The sequence below is a fragment of the Microbacterium sp. Leaf436 genome (assembly GCF_001424715.1).
GTDB lineage: Bacteria > Actinomycetota > Actinomycetes > Actinomycetales > Microbacteriaceae > Microbacterium.
This window is the reverse complement of sequence record NZ_LMRB01000005.1, coordinates 84,221-100,273: the sequence shown is the minus strand read 5'-3', so window position 1 is coordinate 100,273 and position 16,053 is coordinate 84,221. Positions and strand designations below refer to the sequence as shown.

The window sequence follows — 16,053 nt, the reverse complement described above, 5'->3', positions numbered from 1 at the left end:
CCACCCCCTCGCCCGATGTCGGAGGGGCCCGGCAGAGTAGACGCATGAGTCGTATCGGCACGATCTTCAGCCCGTACCCGCACCCGCCCGAGAAACTGCGTGACGCTGCGCGCGCGGCCGAAGACGCGGGGGTCGACGAGTTGTGGCTCTGGGAGGACTGCTTCCGCTCGTCGGCGTGGGCGGCCGCCGCCGCGGCGCTCGCCGTCACCGACCACCTGCGCATCGGCATCGGCATCGCCCCCCTGCCGTTGCGCAACGTCGCCGCGTCGGCGATGGAGGTCGCCACGATCGAGCGCATGTTCCCCGGGCGTCTGCTGCCCGGCTTCGGCCACGGGGTGCAGGACTGGATGCGACAGGTCGGGGCGAAGGCCGCCTCGCCCCTGATGCTCATGCAGGAGCACCTGCCGGCCCTGCGGTCTCTGCTGGCGGGCGAGACGGTGAGCACCGAGGGACGCTACGTGAAGCTGCGCGACGTCGCTCTCGACTGGCCGCCCGCTCAGGCGCCGCTCATGTACGCCGCGGCCGAGGGGCCCAAGACGCTGGCGCTCGCGGGTGCCGTGGCCGACGGGGTGGTGCTCGACAGCAGGCACACCGTCGCCGAAATCGCCTCCGCGGTCGCGACCGTGCAGGCGGGGCGGGCCGAGGCCGGCCGCGAGGGTCGGGCCGACATCGTGGCCTACGTGCTCACCGCCTTCGGCCCCGACGCGCGCGCTCGTGCCACCGCGGTGCTCGCCGATCGCGACGATGCCGCCGACCGGGTCCTCGCCGGCTCGGTGTCCGAGGTCGCCGAGGGGGTCGCGCGCTTCCAGGCGGCCGGCGTCGACGACGTCGTGCTCCTGCCGACCGACGACGTCGACCTGGCGGCGTTCTTCTCGGCGGTGGGCCAGGTCGCGGTGGCCGTCCCCCACGCCGGAGGCGTCTCGTGACACGGGGTGCCGTCTCTCTCGGACTCGCCGGCTCGCTCGGGCCCGAGGCCATCGCCGAGATCGCTCCGGCGGTCGAGAGCGCCGGATTCGACACGCTCTGGATCAACGACACCCCCGACGGCGATGCCCTCGCCGCCCTCGCGGCCGCGGCCCGCGTGACCGAACGCCTGCGTCTGGCCACGGGCGTCGTTCCCGTCGACCGGCGCCCCGCCGACGAGATCGCCGCCGCGATGGCATCGCTCGGTCTTCCGCTGGACCGCCTGACCCTCGGCATCGGCTCGGGAATGGCGAAGCAGGGCGCGCTCGCGCGGGTGCGCGGGGCCATCGAGGTGCTGCGCGCCGCGGGTATCCCACGGGTGCTCGTCGGGGCGCTGGGCCCGAGGATGCGTCGCACGGGCGCCGAGCACGCCGAGGGCGTGCTGCTGAACTGGGTGCCGCCCACCGAGGCGCACGCGCAGTCCGAGGCGCTGCACACGGTCGCTCCCTCCGCGCACGTCGCGGTCTACGTGCGCACGGCGATCGACTCGGCCGCGCGCGAGCGTCTCGACGCCGAGACGGCCCGTTACGCCTCGTTCCCGAACTACGCGGCCAACTTCGCACGGATGGGGGTGGATGCCGTCGACACGACGATCCGCGATGCCACCGAGCTGGGTGCCGCGCTCGCGGCGTACACGGCGGCCGCCGACGAGGTCGTGCTGCGCGCGATCGTGCCCGAAGACACCGTCGAGGCGTACGTCGACTTCGCCCGGCGCGTGGCCCCTGGCCCCGGCTGAGCGATCCGGCGCGCCGGAGGGCGGGCAGGTGCCACCGCGTACTCCCGGCGGGCGCCGCCGTCACGGTGCGCACTTCGGCTGTCGCACCGGACCGTGCGGGAGGGGCACCTTCCAGGCCCTCGAACGGAAACAGTCCGTCACGGAATTTCTCGCGACGGGCGCGGCGTTGTGAGACTGATGATGATGTCCTCCTCGCCCCCCACCACCTCGAACGACACGGCTCCGGTCGCCCACGCCCAGTGGATCGCCGCGCGCCACGCCGCCGTCACCGCCCCGCAGGGGCCGCTCGCTCTCGTCCTGACCCACTGGTCGCCCGCCGGCGCCCCGGCCGTCGACGACGCCGCCGCCCGCGAGGGTCATCCCGACGACGCGCTGCTCACCCGACTGCAGCGCGCCGACATCGACTCGGGCGAGACGCAGCAGGGGTACCGCATCTGGCGGCGCGATTCCCCCGCCAACCAGGCGTTCGAGGCGATCGAGACCTACGACTACGACCCGTCGTGGGTTCTGCGGGGACGCTTCGAGCTCGTCGACGAAGAGCGCGTGGCTCCGTTCGAGCACATCCGCGACGACGGTGCGACGCGCGCCCTCCCCGTCTCGGGCGATCTGGTCTTCGAGGTCGACGGTCGCGAGTTCCGCCTGGCCGCCTTCGACACGACCTACGCGGGCACGGCCAAGCTGCAGCTGGTCTTCGGCGACACGACCAATGGGGTGGAGAGCTACGGCGCCGGGCGCTTCCTGTTCCTCGACCGCCCGGCATCCGACCGTCCCCTGGCCGCGGGGGAGAGCGTCGAGCTCGACGTCGACTTCAACCGCGCCATCGTCCCGCCGTGCGGCTTCTCCAGCCAGATGAACTGCCCGCTTCCGCCCGCGCAGAACCGTCTGCCGTTCCCCGTTCGCGCGGGCGAGAAGCGCGTGCGCTTCGAGGGCGACTTCCACCCCTGACCCGATCCGGATGCCGCCAGCCCCCTGGCATCCCTCACCCCGCTCCACCCGCGCCCACAGCACTCGGCGCGTCCCCGCCCCTCACCACCAGAAGGAATCGACGTGTCCTCACGCTTCCGCTCCACCCGCCTCGGCGCCGCCATCGCGGTCGCCACCGCCGGACTGCTCGTGCTCGCCGGATGCGCCGCCGGAGGCGGCTCCGCCTCGGGCGACGGCTCCGCCTCGGGCGGTGCGTCCGACCCGCAGGCCGAGATCGTCGTCGGCTCGCAGAACGAGCCCACCAACCTCGACCAGATCTTCGGCGGGTCGTCGGGCGTCACCGAGGTGTTCACCGGCAACGTCTACGAGGGTCTGTTCAAGATCACCGACGATGCCGAGGTCGAGCCCCTGCTCGCGGCCGAGACCGCGGTGTCGGATGACGGCCTGACCTACACGTTCACGCTGCGCGACGCCACCTTTCACTCGGGCAAGGCTCTCACCGCCGCCGACGTGGTCTACAGCCTGGAGCGCTTCATCGGCGACGACTCCATCGCCGCGCGCAAGCGTCAGCTGAGCGTCATCGACACCGCGACCGCGGTGGACGATTCGACGGTCGAGGTGACGCTGAAGCAGCCGTCGATCAGCTTCACCTACAACCTCGGCTACGTCTGGATCGTCAACTCCGAGGCGGGCGACCTCACCGCCACCGCCGACGGCACCGGCCCCTACGAGCTGGCCGACTACCGCAAGGGCGACTCGATCAGCCTCGACGTGTTCCCCGACTACTGGGCGGACGCGCCCGCCAACGGAGGCGTCGTCTACCAGTACTACGCCGACCCCACCGCGCTGAACAACGCGCTGCTCACCGGCGCCGTCGACCTCGTCACGAGCCAGGCCAACCCCGACAGCCTGGCCGAGTTCGAGGCGGCGGGCTTCCAGATCATCGAGGGCACCTCGACCACCAAGGAGCTGCTCGCGTTCAACGACCGCATCGAGCCGTTCAACGACGTGAAGGTGCGCAAGGCGATCTACTCGGCGATCGACCGGCAGAAGCTGCTGGATGCCATCTGGGACGGCCGCGGCCAGCTCATCGGTTCGATGGTCCCGCCGTCGGAGCCGTGGTACATCGACCTCGCCGACAACAACCCCTACGACCCGGCCCTCAGCGCGCAGCTGCTCACCGAGGCGGGGTACGCGGGCGGGTTCACGTTCTCGATCAAGACGCCCGACTCGGGCGTGCACTCCACGGTCGCCGAGTTCCTGAAGTCGGAGCTGGCCAAGGTCGGCATCACGGTCGACATCGAGATCATCACCGACGACCAGTGGTACCAGCAGGTCTACACCGACAAGGACTTCCAGGCGACGCTCCAGGGCCACGTCAACGACCGCGACATCAACTTCTACGGCAACCCCGACTTCTACTGGGGCTACGACAACGCCGATGTGCAGCGGTGGCTGGCGGAGTCCGAGGCGGCCGGCAGCGTCGAGGAGCAGACTGCGCTCATCCGTCAGGTCAACCAGCAGATCTCCGACGACGCCGCGAGCGTCTGGCTGTACCTCAACCCGCAGCTGCGCGTGGCCGCGCCCGGCGTGACGGGCGTGCCCGAGAACGGCCTGAACTCGCTGTTCTACGTCTACGGCATCCAGAAGGCCTGATCATCGGGCGATATCTGATTCGACGGACAGGATTGCTGCTGCTGGCGTTCGCGCTGGCCGTGGTGATCCTGTTCGTCGTGCTGCGTGTGCTCGGCAATCCCGTCTTCGCTCTCATCTCGGTGGGGGCGACGGATGCCGAGATCCAGGCGGCGGCAGCCCGGTTGGGCGTCGACCGGCCGATCTGGGTGCAGTTCGCCGACTACGTCGGCCAGCTCGCGACACTCGATCTGGGGCAGAGCTTCACCAACCGACTGTCGGTGGGAGACGAGATCCTCCGTCGACTGAACGTCACCCTGCCGTTGACGCTGCTGTCGTTCGCGCTGTCGGTCATCATCGCGGTACCGGTCGGCTTCCTCGCGGCGTGGAAGTCGCGCACCTGGTACGGCACCACGTTCTCGGCGTTGTCGCAGCTGGGCGGAGCCGTGCCGGTGTTCTGGGTCGGCATCCTGCTCGTGGGCGTGCTCTCGCTGAACTGGCGGCTGTTCCCCGCCGGTGGCTTCCCCCGTCGCGACTGGGAGGATCCGGGCGCCGCTCTGTTCGCCCTGACCCTCCCCGTGCTGACCATCGCCATCGTCGCCGGCAGCGACCTCGCCCGCTACGTGCGCAGCGCGACGCTCGACGTGCTCGGCCAGCAGTACCTGCGCGCCGCCCGGGCCACGGGGCAGAGCTTCTCGACGGCGCTGTGGCGACACGGCATCCGCAACGGGGTCGTGCCGGTGATCTCGATCCTCGCCATCCAACTGTCGACGACGTTCGTCGGCGCGGTCATCATCGAGCGCGTGTTCGCCCTCCCCGGACTCGGGGACATGCTCCTCGTCGCCATTCGCGAGCAGGACTTCCCCAGCGTGCAGGGAGTGATCCTGTTCTCGACCGCCCTCGTGCTGCTGCTGGGCTTCGTCGCCGACGTCGCTCAACGTCTCATCGACCCGCGCCTGCGGGGGACGCTGTCGGGCAACCGCCGGGCGAAGGCCGTCGCATGAGCGCCGTTCCCCCCGTCGTCATCGTGGCGCAGCGCCCCGCCCCCCGGCGTCGCCGCTCGCTCAACCTGACCATCGGCGCCGTCTTGTTCGGCGCGATCGCGGTCATCGCGATCGTCTCGTCGTTCTGGACGCCGTTCGCCCCCGAAGACACCGGCGGTGGCCGTCTGCTCCCACCGGGCGCGGAGCACTGGGCGGGCACCGACCGGCTCGGTCGCGACCTCTTCTCTCAGCTGATGATCGGCGCGCGCCTGGCGATGCTCGTCGGCGTCGGGTCCGTCGTGATCGCCGCGGTCGTCGGTATCGTCGTCGGCCTCGTCGCCGCGGCGACCGGTCGCGTGATCGACGACGCGATCTCGAGCCTTCTCGACATCGCGATCGCCTTCCCCACGCTGCTGCTGGCCATGCTCATCGTCGCGTGGCGCGGAGCGTCGGTGGAGTCGGCGATTCTCGCGATCGGCCTCGCCGGATCCGCGGTGATCGCGCGGCTGACCCGCGTCACGGCCGTTCGGGTGCTCGGGCGCGATTTCGTCACGGCAGCCCGCACGTCCGGCACCGGCACTCTCGGCATCGTCTGGCGGCACGTTCTTCCGAACGTCTGGCCGACGCTGATCGTGCCGCTGGCCCTCCAGTTCGGCGGCGCCGTGATCGCCGAGGCGTCCCTGTCGTACCTCGGCCTGGGCTCGCCGCCGCCGAACGCGTCCTGGGGCCGCATGCTGCAGGAGGCCCAGAGCACCGTGACGATCGCTCCGACGGCGGCGCTGCTCCCCGGCATCCTGCTCGTCGCCACGATCATCGGCATCAACCTGCTCGCCGACGGCGTGCGCGATGTCGCCGACCCCGCCTCGAGGAGCATCCGATGACCGCGCCCCTGCTCGAGTTCGATGACCTCGGCGTCGATCTCGACGACCGCGCCCTCGTCGAATCCGTCTCGCTCTCGGTCGCCCCGGGCGAGCGGGTCGGCATCATCGGCGAGTCCGGGTCGGGCAAGTCGCTCACCGCCCTCGCCGCGCTGGGCCTGCTCGCCCATCCGCTCCGTGCCCGCGGAGCGGTTCGCGTCCGCTCGTCGGAGGGCGTCGTGGATGCCGTGACGGCATCGCAGCGCACGCTCGACGGCGTCCGGGGCACGATCCTCGGCGCGGTGTTCCAGGAGCCGTTGGCCTCGCTCGATCCGCTCATGCGCGTGGGCGGACAGCTCGCCTGGCCCCTGCGCCGGCACCGGGGACTGCGCGGCGATGAACTGAAGCGCGCCGTCCTCGACGCGCTCGCCGACGTGAAGCTCGCCGAGCCCGAGCGCGTCGCGCGGTCGTACATCCACGAGATCTCGGGCGGCCAACGCCAGCGCGTCGCGATCGCCCTCGCCCTGGCGGGCTCTCCCGACCTGCTCATCGCCGACGAGCCGACGACCGCCCTCGACGTGACGGTGCAGGCCGGCGTCCTCGATCTGCTGCAGCGCGAGGTCACCGAACGCGGCATGGCGCTGTTGTTCATCAGCCACGACCTCCCCGTGGTCACCGGGATGACCGACCGGGTGCTCGTGATGAAGGGCGGGCGACAGATCGAGGTCGCCGACACCGCGACGCTCGTCTCGGCGCCGGTCGAGCCCTACACGCGCGAGCTCGTCGCCGCATCCCGCGCCCTCGACGATCTGCTGCCGAAGGAGACGCGATGACGGTCCCGATCCTGTCGCTCGATCACGTCGACTTCGCGTACCGGGCCGACCGCCCCGTGCTGACAGACGTGTCGCTGGCGATCGCCCCCGGCGAGAGCGTCGGCCTGGTGGGGGAGTCGGGAGCCGGCAAATCGTCGCTGCTGCAGCTCGCGCTCGGACTCCGCGCGCCCACGAGAGGCGCCGTCCACTTCGAGGGCGCGCGGCTGCCCACTCGCCGCGTGGCGCTGCGGGCCTTCCGCCGAGCCGTGCAACCGATCTACCAAGACCCCTTCTCGTCGCTCGACCCGCGCATGAAGGTCGGCGACGCCATCGCCGAACCGCTGCGATCGCTCGGCATCGAGGGCGACCGGCGCGCCCGGGTGGCGGGCCTGCTCGCCGACGTGGGTCTGCCCGCCGACGCGGCCGAGCGCTACCCCGACGCGTTCTCGGGCGGCCAGCGGCAGCGGATCGCCATCGCCCGCGCGCTCGCCCCGTCGCCGCGGTTGCTGCTGGCCGACGAGCCCGTCAGCGCCCTCGACACGAGCGTGCGCATGCAGGTGATCGACCTGCTCCGCTCGCTCGCCCGCGAGCGCGGCATCGGCATGCTGCTCGTCTCGCACGACCTCACGATCGTGTCGGCCCTGTGCGCGCGGATCGCCGTGCTCGAGGGTGGCCGGATCGTCGAGGTGGGCGAGACGGCCGAGGTGCTCTCGCACCCGCAGCATCCCTACACGGCCCGACTGCTGGCCTCGGTACCGAGGCTTCCCCTCTGAGCTGAACGGCCCGGAGCGGCGGCGTCGGGCGCGCGGGGCGTACGGCGACGGGCGTCACGGCGACAGGGGCGGCCGTCACCGCCGGTCGGCGAACGGGGCCAGTACGGCGGCGATGATCCGCCGCGCGCGGTCGCGCGCCATGCGGTCATCCCCCTCCGCGCCCCGCGCGACGGCGATGCCGTCGAGGGTGGCGAGCAGGAGTGCGGCGTCGTCGGGCGTGATGCCGGCGTCGGGATAGGCCTCCGTCAACAGGGTCTGGACGAAACCCTCGGCCGCTCGCCAGCCCTGCACGTGGATGTCGCGCACCCGGGGGTCCGTTCCGGCGCGCGAGGCGAAGGCCGTCCAGACGATGGCGTCGCGCGGACCGGCGTCGCCGAGGCAGGCCAGTTCCTCGCACACGGTGGAGAGCCGTTCCCGCGCGGTGGCCGCCTCGGCCAGTGCGGAGCGGATACGCGCGCGGAACAGGGCGTTCACGGCATCCATCGCCCCGATGATCAGCGCGGCGCGCGTGGGGAAGTGGTGCTGCACCGCCCCGACCGAGACGCCCGCCTCGGCGGCGACCTTGCGCACGCTCAGGTCGTCGGCCCCGCCCGTCGAGAGCACGCGCAGCACCGCCTCGGCGATGGCGTCTTTTCCTCCGCGCGCAGAAGAGGGGGCTGATTCGTCCACCGTCGTAGGCTACGGTGAAGCCGTGAACAATACGAACGTATTGCCGGATCGGGGCCGTCTCGCCGCCCTCGACGTCGTGCGCGGAATCGCCATCGTCGGCACGCTCGCCACCAACGTCTGGGTCTTCTCGCACCCCTGGGGCCTGCTCGGCATGCTCAGTGCGCCGGTGCTGTCGAGCGAATCCTCCGCGGCGGCGACGACGCAGCTGGCCCTCATGGCGTTGGCGCAGGGCAAGTTCCTCGCCCTGCTCTCGCTGACCTTCGGGGTCGGACTCGCGATCCAGCACCGCTCGGCCGTGCGGCAGCAGCGACGATGGCCCGGGCGCTATCTGTGGCGCGCCGCGCTGCTCTTCGTCGACGGCGTCGTGAACTACATCCTCATCGCCGAGTTCGACGTGCTGATGGGGTACGCCGTCACCGCCGCGGTCGTGTCGTTCCTGCTCCTGACGCGCCCGCGGGCCCAACGAGCCCTCATCGTCGTCTTCGGCGGCATCCACCTCGCGGTCATGTCGCTCCTCGTCGTGGTGCTGACGGTTCTTCCCGGGGCGGATGCCGACCTCCCGCTGCCGTCCGAGCCCAGCCCCTACGCCGACGCATCGTTCCTGGGTCTCGCCGCGTTCCGCCTCGACAACGCGGCGGTCTTCCGCGCCGAACCCGTGCTCATCGGCTTCCTCTCGCTGGCGATGTTCCTCGCCGGCGCCGCACTTCTGCGGGCGGGGGTGTTCTCGGCCGAGGGCGCTCGACTGCGCCGCCGACTCATGATCGTCGGGCTCTGCGCGGCTCCCGTCGACCTCGTCCTCGCGCTGTCGGCGACCTCCGCCGGGCTGCTGCTCGAGCGGTACGTGGTCGCCCCGGTCGTGGCTCTCGGCATCCTGGGGCTCGTGGTCGAGCTCTGCGTGCGTCGGGGCACCGGCGGGTGGTTCGCCCGCCGCGCCACCGAGATCGGCCGGGTCGCGCTCAGCGCCTACCTGCTGCAGAACCTCCTCGGCGGGGCGCTCTTCTACGGCTGGGGCTTCGGGCTCGCGTCCACCCTCGCGCCCTGGCGCGTGCCGGTGACGGTGGCGGCCTTCCTCGTGATCACCGCGGTCGTCGCCGCCGCGGCGCACCTGTGGCTTCGGCGGTTCTCGGCCGGTCCGGTCGAGTGGTTGTGGCGCGCGGCGGCCGACCTCGGCACGCGACCCCGCCGCGGCGGAGCGTCGGCGACGTCGAGCGAGCGCACCGATAGGGTGCCGTCGTGACCCTCTCTCTCCCCGGCCTTCCCGCCCTGCACTGGACCGGCGTCGACGGCGACGCCGAGTACGACGAGACCGCGCGCGCGCTGACCCTGCGGTCGGCCGGTGGCGTCGATTGGACCAACGACTCGGCGGGCGGTGCGGCCCAGCACGGCGCGACGGCGCTCGCCTTCGCCGCACCGGAGACCGACTTCGTCCTCTCGGCGCGTGTGCGCGTGGTCGGCGCGCGTTCGACCTTCGACGCGGGAGCACTCGCGCTCTGGTCCGATCCCGACCGGTGGGCGAAGCTCTGCAACGAGTACTCGCCGCAGGGGGAGGCTATGGTCGTCAGCGTCGTGACCGACGGATTCTCCGACGATGCGAACGGGCCGGTCTTCACGACCGACGCGGTGTGGCTGCGTGTCGCGCGCACCGGCCCGGCCTTCGTCTTCCACTTCTCGCTCGACGGGGTGTCGTGGCACTTCGTGCGGGTGTTCCGCCTGGGTGCCGAGTCGACGGCGGTCGCGGTGGGCTTTCTCGCGCAGGCGCCGATGGGGCCCGGCGCGACGGCGGTGTTCGACGAGATCGCCTTCGCGTCTCGCTCGCTGACCGACCTGCGCAACTTGAGCTGAGTCGCGACCCGCGCGGCGACCCCGCGCCCCGGCACGGATGGCAGACTGACCCGATGGCACGACGTCGAGGTCTCACCATCCGCTCCGTCGCCCGCGGCGGCCTGGCTCTGCTGCTCGTCGGCGCCGGCGTCAGCCACGTGACGTGGGGGCGCCGGGGCTATCGCATCGTCGTGCCGGGGTGGGCCACCCGCCTGCTGCACCTCGACAAGGACGCCATCGTCGTGGCATCCGGGGCCGTCGAAGTGCTGCTCGGCACCGCACTGGTCGCCCTGCCGCGCGAGCGCGGCCGCATCGGAGCCGCGATCGCCGCCTTCTTCGTCGCCGTGTTCCCGGGGAACGTGCACCAGTGGCGCACCGGGCGCTCGGCGCCGGGTCTGAACACCGACCGTGCCCGCTTCGCGCGGCTGTTCCTGCAGGTACCGCTCGTGGCGTGGGCGTGGTGGTCGACGCGGGCTCGGTGACCCCGCGCCGCGTCCGGAGCCTGACTTTGCCGCGGTGACCCCTGCGCTGCACCCAGGGGGTGTCGCCGACGCGGTGGATCCCGCGCGCGGTCTCGCCGCGAGCAAGACCGGCCGCGACTACGCCGCCTCGCCGAGTTCGAGGATGCCGCGCTCGAACGCCGCGCGAGCGAGAACCTTGTAGCCGTGGTCGGCGAAGAACACCGTCAGCCGGTCGTCTTCGATCGCCATGACCGTGCCCACGCCGAACTCGCCGTGCTCGACCGTGGAGTCGATGCGGATGCCGTCGGCGTCGGCCGCGGCGGCCGGTTCGTCGATCGGCGCGGCGGCTCCGGTGTCGCAGCGGTCGCACGATCCGCAGTGGCTCGGGGTCTCGACGCCGAAGTACTCGAGCAGGGCTCGGCGTCGGCAATGGACCGTCTCGGCGTAGCCGCGCATGATCTCGATGCGCGACGCGCGGATGCGTTCCTCGGCCTCGTCGCGCTCACGCACGGCGCTCACCGCGTCGCCGGCCGACACCTTCGCCAGGATCGAGACGCCCTCGGCTCCCGATACGGCCAGATCGCACGCTACCAGGTGGTTCAGCACACGGCCGATGGCACGCACGGAACGACCGCCCTCGTCGGCGATGTCCTTCGCGCGCATCGGCCTGTCGGCGCGCTGCAGCACGTCCCAGACGCCCGCGATGTCGGCGCGCTTGGTGTGGCCGCCCGCGAAGAACGACCGGAGCGAGAAGTCCTCGGCGCGGTAGTGCAGGATCGCCCGCGCCGGCTGACCGTCGCGCGCCGCCCGGCCGATCTCTTGCGCGTACGAGTCGAGCGACTCGGTGACGTCGGCGTGCACGACAAGGCGCACGTCGCTCTTGTCGACGCCCATGCCGAACGCCGAGGTCGCCACGACCACGTCGAGCTCGCCCGCGCTCCACGCCGTGTGCACCTCGTCGCGCCGCTTCTGCGCCATGGCCCCGTGGTAGGCCGCCGCCCGCAGACCCAGTGCGCCCAGCTCGTCGGCGTAGGTCTCGGTTCCCTTGCGGGTCGCCACGTACAGCAGCGCAGGGCCGCCGGCATCCTGCACGTCAGCGAGGACGGCGCGACGCTTGTCGGCGTCGTGCTCGTGTCGCCGCACGGCCATGTGGATCTCGGGGCGGTCCATGCCCCGCACCTCGAGGTGCGGCTCGCGCATGCGCAGGCTGGCGACGATGTCGTCACGGACGGGGGCGGATGCCGTGGCCGTCAACGCCAGCACGGGAGGGTGGCCGAGTGCGTCGACGACGTCGCCGATCCGCGCGTAGTCGGGGCGGAAGTCGTGCCCCCATGCCGAGACGCAGTGCGCTTCGTCGACGACGATGAGCCGCACGTCGGCGTTCGCGAGGCGGTCGAACACCTCGGGGTTCGCGAGCTGCTCGGGGGCCAGGAAGGCGTAGACCGCGTCGTCGCCCTCGATGGCCGCCCACGCCGTGGCGCGCGCGGCGGCACCGGCACGGGAGTTCAAGGCGACGGCGGCGGGGGCGTCGGGAGCCGCGTCGATGGAGTCGATCTGGTCGCGCTGGAGGGCCAGCAGGGGTGAGATGACGACCGTGACCCCGCCGAGCTCGCACCCGGCGATCTGGTACACGGCCGACTTGCCGGCACCGGTGGGGAAGACCACCAGGGTGTCGCGGCCGCTCACGACCGCGTCGATCGCCTCGGCCTGGCCCGGCAGCAGGTCGTCCCAGCCGAAGACGTCGCGGGCGGTGCGGGCGGACTGTTCGAGGGTGGCGGGAGCGTTCACGGGGCCTCATTCCTGGGGGAGGCGTCCAGCACACCCCGAACCTCCGACATCGAGTCGGGGGTTGCGAGCAGGGGCCACATGTGATGAGCGGTGTCGCGGGGCCCACTCATCAGCGCGGGCGTGCGGGGGCCGGCACGATCGGCCGCGCTCTCGACGAGACCGTGCGCCCCGGCCACCCCCGGGGAACCCGATGCCACGACCGTCCCGCCCGCGCAAGCCGACGGGCGATGTCGGAGGGGGATGCCAGGATGCCGACATGCTCCTCGGCGACATCGACACGGCCCTCACGACGGTCACGGGTACCCGATCCCGCCTGGCTAAGGTCGACGCGCTCGCCGCGGTGTTGCGCGCGCTCGCCTCCGACGAGATCGAGCCCGCCGTGGGACTGCTGACCGCGTCTCCGCGCCAGGGTCGCCTGGGCGTCGGGTGGCGCACGCTCTCGGCACACGGCGGTGAGCACGCCGACACCTCGACGCTCACCGTCGGCGACGTCGACGACGCCTTCTCGCGCCTGGCCGAGGTCGGGGGAGCGGGATCGGCGGCGGTCCGTACGGGGCTGCTCGACGATCTCGCCTCGCGGGCCACCGCGAACGAGTGGCATCTGCTCATCCGCATCATGACGGGCGAGCTGCGCACCGGAGCGCTCGAGGGCGTGCTCGTGGATGCCATCGCCCGGGCCGGTGACCGCGACGGCGCGCTCGTGCGTCGGGCCGCCATGCTGTCGGGCGACCTCGGCGAGACGGCTCGCGTCGCGCTCACCGGGTCGGTCGACGATCTGAGCGCCGTGGGCCTCGTGGTCGGTCGCGGCGTGCAGCCCATGCTCGCCTCGACCGCGGCGACCGTGGCCGAGGCGCTGCAGACGGCCGGTCGCGCCTCGGTGGAGTACAAGCTCGACGGTGCGCGGGTGCAGGTGCACCGACACGGCGACGAGGTCACGGTCTACACGCGCACGCTCGCCGACGTCACGCACCGCGTGCCCGAGATCGTCGAGGTCGCGCGCGCGCTGCCGGTCGACGACGTGATCCTCGACGGCGAGACGCTGTCGCTCGACGACGACGGTGCCCCGCGCCCGTTCCAAGACACGATGGCGCGTTTCGGGGCCGAGACGGCCCGCGAGATCGCCCTGCGCCCCTGGTTCTTCGACATCCTGCACGTCGACGGGCGCGACCTGATCGACGACCCCCTCGAGGCCCGCCTCGACGAGCTGGAGCGCGTGGCCGGTGCCTACCGCATCCCCGCCCTGCTCACCGACGACGCCGACGCGGCAGACGCCTTCGCCCGCGCCGCTCTTGCCGCGGGGCACGAGGGCGTGATGGTGAAGGGCCTCGATGCGAGCTACTCCGCGGGTCGACGCGGCAAGAGCTGGCTCAAGGTCAAACCCGTGCACACGTTCGACCTGGTCGTGCTGGGCGTCGAACGCGGTTCGGGGCGTCGCGCGGAGTGGTTCTCGAACCTGCACCTGGGGGCGCGCGATCCCGAGGGTCGCTTCGGCGAACCCGGCGGTTTCGTCATGGTCGGCAAGACCTTCAAGGGCCTGACCGACGAGACCCTGCGGTGGCAGACCGCGCACTTCGCCGAGCGCGAGACGGGAGCGGTGCCGGGCGGCATCCGAGTCGTCGCCGATACGGTCGTCGAGATCGCGATCGACGGGGTGCAGCGATCGGTGCGGTATCCGGGCGGCGTGGCGCTGCGCTTCGCCCGGGTGAAGGCATACCGTCCCGACAAGACGGCGGTCGACGCCGACACGATCGACACCCTGCGGGCGATGCTCCCCGCGGGCGCGGGCGGTAGTGACGGCGCGGGCGCGGGCAGCAGTGGGAGCGCCGCCGACGCGACCGCCGAGTGACGATGCTCGGCCGACGATGCTCGACCGACGGCCGGCTGATCGACGAGCCGACCGCCCCGATGATTCCTCCCCGCCGGGGACGACACGACAGCACGACGAAAGGACCCCTCGATGAGTCTGGCCCCCTGGCTCGACGGTGAGCTCGGCTACCGCAGCTTCGGCACTCCCGGAGCTCCGCGCGCGGTGTTCGTGCTGCGCACCGGCGACGTCTCCACGACCGACCCCGACTCGCGGGTGACCTCGGGCTACGACGTGCGCATCATCGCAGTCGGTCTCGACGCCCCCGAATTGGAAGACCCGCCGGTCTTCGGCGGGCAGACCCCCGCCGCGCTCACCGTCGACGCCCTGCGTGAGCTCGTCGAGCGGGAGGCCCCGGGAGTCCCCGTCGGCCTGGTGGGGGAGCGGTCGGCGGGAGCGATCGCGATCTACCTGGCCGCGGCGATGGGTCCCGTCGTCGATCGCCTGGCGATCGTGGGGGTCGAGAGCCCGTCCGACCCGCTCAGCCGCGACCTGCGCACGCCCCTGCTCGACCATCTCGACGCGGAGGCGCTCGTGATCGTCGGCGGCGACGGTCCCGCGGCGACCGGCGATGCCGAGTGGTACGTCGCGCGGATGCGGTCGGCCGAGATGCAGATCGTGCCCGACGACGAGATCGGATCGGTCAACGGCCACGTGACGCTGACGTCGGTCTGGGACCGCGTGCTCGCCCACGTCGCCCCGGGCGCCGAGAGGCGCTGAGGCCCCCGCGCGCGGAGCCCCGGCGTCCGCGCGTCGGGCGCGCCGTCGCCGCGATCCCCGTCGCCGGGCTTCCCGTCGACGGGGTCCCGGTCGCGGGAATCCCCGCCGCCGGAACCTCGGCCGACGAGATCCCCCGTCGCCCGGGTCAGCTCCGTGTGACGGCCTTCACCTGCACGACGTTCGACTCCTCGTCGACCTCGACGTGGGCGGTCTGCGCCTTCAGGAAGTCCGAGAAGCTGCGGAACCCGAGGGCCTTCTCGCTGAACGACGGGTCGAGACGCTTCATGAGGTCCTTCACCGCCGACGCGTGCAGCCACTCGCCGTCGGCGCGCTCGGCTTCGAGCTGCATGGCGCGCTCGAGCAGGTCGACCGCGGGATCCTTCGAACGACTCCGGGTGCGCGGCCGCGAGGGAGCGGCGTCCTTGTCCTTCTTGGTCTCGGCCAGCTTCGGAATGCCGGGCAGCGAGTCGTAGGCGTCGAAGCGATCGCACGCGGCCGCGAGCGACTTCGCGGTCGACCCCGCCACGCCGACGCCGACGACGTAGCGTCCGAGCCGCTTGCAGCGCTGGGCGAGGGGAACGTAGTCGCTGTCACCGGCGACGATGACGACGTGGGTCAGGTCGGGGAGGCGGAACATGTCCTCCACGGCATCCACCGCGAGACGGATGTCGGCGCCGTTCTTGGCGTACGCCGCGGCGGGGAACAGCTGCACGAGGTCGACCGCGCGCGCGACCAGCTGCGAGCGGTACTCGGCGTTCACGGGCGCCGACCAGTCGGCATAGGCGCGCGTGAGCACGAGGGTGCCGAACGACGCCGCGTAGTCGATGACCGCGCCCACGTCGATCGTCGCCTTGGTGAGACGCTCGGCGATCTCGGGATCCATGGGGTTCTCGGCGATCTTCTGCCGATCACGCGAGTAGGCGTTGCGCCCGTGCACGCGGTCGTACCAGGACATCACGATGTTGTCGAAGTCGAGGTAGACGGCGACGCGGGCGGTCTGCGTATCGGGCATACCGTCCAGTCTGACCCGTCCCCGCGGTGCATGGGTAG

16 protein-coding genes are annotated in these 16,053 nt (G+C 72.1%); 13 read left to right on the top strand and 3 right to left on the bottom strand.

The window, feature by feature from the left end; translation table 11 throughout:
* Positions 1–44 precede the first annotated feature (44 nt).
* From ASG45_RS15475 to ASG45_RS15440, 8 genes are all read left to right on the top strand, one after another.
* On the top strand, positions 45–926 hold the full coding sequence (locus ASG45_RS15475) for an LLM class flavin-dependent oxidoreductase (protein WP_055839821.1): 882 nt from the start codon (positions 45–47) through the stop codon (positions 924–926).
* Positions 923–1,699 carry an LLM class flavin-dependent oxidoreductase gene (locus tag ASG45_RS15470; protein WP_055839818.1) on the top strand — a complete coding sequence of 259 codons (777 nt, stop codon included), beginning with the start codon at positions 923–925 and terminating at the stop codon, positions 1,697–1,699. Before ASG45_RS15475 ends, ASG45_RS15470 begins: the two co-directional genes overlap by 4 nt.
* Before the next feature lie 183 nt (positions 1,700–1,882).
* On the top strand, positions 1,883–2,644 hold the full coding sequence (locus ASG45_RS15465) for a DUF1684 domain-containing protein (RefSeq protein ID WP_055839932.1): 762 nt from the start codon (positions 1,883–1,885) through the stop codon (positions 2,642–2,644).
* A 102-nt stretch (positions 2,645–2,746) separates the two neighbouring features.
* On the top strand, positions 2,747–4,279 hold the full coding sequence (locus ASG45_RS15460) for an ABC transporter substrate-binding protein (RefSeq protein WP_055839815.1): 1,533 nt from the start codon (positions 2,747–2,749) through the stop codon (positions 4,277–4,279).
* 32 nt (positions 4,280–4,311) lie between these two features.
* Positions 4,312–5,259, top strand: a complete 948-nt coding sequence (locus ASG45_RS15455) for an ABC transporter permease (protein WP_235560554.1) — start codon at positions 4,312–4,314, stop codon at positions 5,257–5,259.
* Complete coding sequence (locus tag ASG45_RS15450) at positions 5,256–6,119, top strand: ABC transporter permease (protein WP_055839813.1); 864 nt, start codon at positions 5,256–5,258, stop codon at positions 6,117–6,119. Before ASG45_RS15455 ends, ASG45_RS15450 begins: the two co-directional genes overlap by 4 nt.
* Positions 6,116–6,928 (top strand): ATP-binding cassette domain-containing protein, encoded by an 813-nt coding sequence (locus ASG45_RS15445; RefSeq protein ID WP_055839811.1) that lies wholly within the window; start codon positions 6,116–6,118, stop codon positions 6,926–6,928. Before ASG45_RS15450 ends, ASG45_RS15445 begins: the two co-directional genes overlap by 4 nt.
* Positions 6,925–7,680 (top strand): ABC transporter ATP-binding protein, encoded by a 756-nt coding sequence (locus tag ASG45_RS15440; RefSeq protein WP_055839809.1) that lies wholly within the window; start codon positions 6,925–6,927, stop codon positions 7,678–7,680. Before ASG45_RS15445 ends, ASG45_RS15440 begins: the two co-directional genes overlap by 4 nt.
* Before the next feature lie 75 nt (positions 7,681–7,755).
* Here ASG45_RS15440 and ASG45_RS15435 read toward each other — a convergent pair whose 3' ends face one another.
* Positions 7,756–8,349 (bottom strand): TetR/AcrR family transcriptional regulator, encoded by a 594-nt coding sequence (locus ASG45_RS15435; protein ID WP_082509473.1) that lies wholly within the window; start codon positions 8,347–8,349, stop codon positions 7,756–7,758.
* Positions 8,350–8,371: 22 nt separating this feature from the next.
* Between ASG45_RS15435 and ASG45_RS15430 the strand changes: the two genes are divergently transcribed.
* From ASG45_RS15430 to ASG45_RS15420, 3 genes are read left to right on the top strand one after another with little or no spacing between them, the layout of a single operon-like run.
* Positions 8,372–9,586: a DUF418 domain-containing protein gene (locus tag ASG45_RS15430; protein ID WP_235561646.1), complete on the top strand. Its 1,215-nt coding sequence runs from the start codon at positions 8,372–8,374 to the stop codon at positions 9,584–9,586.
* Positions 9,583–10,191 carry a DUF1349 domain-containing protein gene (locus ASG45_RS15425; protein WP_055839802.1) on the top strand — a complete coding sequence of 203 codons (609 nt, stop codon included), beginning with the start codon at positions 9,583–9,585 and terminating at the stop codon, positions 10,189–10,191. The genes ASG45_RS15430 and ASG45_RS15425 overlap by 4 nt, the downstream gene beginning before the upstream one ends.
* Before the next feature lie 53 nt (positions 10,192–10,244).
* Positions 10,245–10,652: a DoxX family protein gene (locus tag ASG45_RS15420; protein WP_055839799.1), complete on the top strand. Its 408-nt coding sequence runs from the start codon at positions 10,245–10,247 to the stop codon at positions 10,650–10,652.
* Between the two features lie 117 nt (positions 10,653–10,769).
* Here ASG45_RS15420 and ASG45_RS15415 read toward each other — a convergent pair whose 3' ends face one another.
* Complete coding sequence (locus ASG45_RS15415) at positions 10,770–12,419, bottom strand: RecQ family ATP-dependent DNA helicase (RefSeq protein WP_055839797.1); 1,650 nt, start codon at positions 12,417–12,419, stop codon at positions 10,770–10,772.
* A gap of 256 nt (positions 12,420–12,675) precedes the next feature.
* Between ASG45_RS15415 and ASG45_RS15410 the strand changes: the two genes are divergently transcribed.
* Positions 12,676–14,265 (top strand): ATP-dependent DNA ligase, encoded by a 1,590-nt coding sequence (locus tag ASG45_RS15410; RefSeq protein ID WP_055839792.1) that lies wholly within the window; start codon positions 12,676–12,678, stop codon positions 14,263–14,265.
* 111 nt (positions 14,266–14,376) lie between these two features.
* Entirely contained in the window at positions 14,377–15,003 is a 627-nt protein-coding gene (locus tag ASG45_RS15405; protein ID WP_055839790.1) for a hypothetical protein, read from the top strand.
* Between the two features lie 145 nt (positions 15,004–15,148).
* On the opposite strand, the gene ASG45_RS15400 is transcribed toward ASG45_RS15405, so the two are convergent.
* Entirely contained in the window at positions 15,149–16,015 is an 867-nt protein-coding gene (locus ASG45_RS15400) for an NYN domain-containing protein (RefSeq protein WP_055839786.1), read from the bottom strand.
* Positions 16,016–16,053 lie beyond the last annotated feature (38 nt).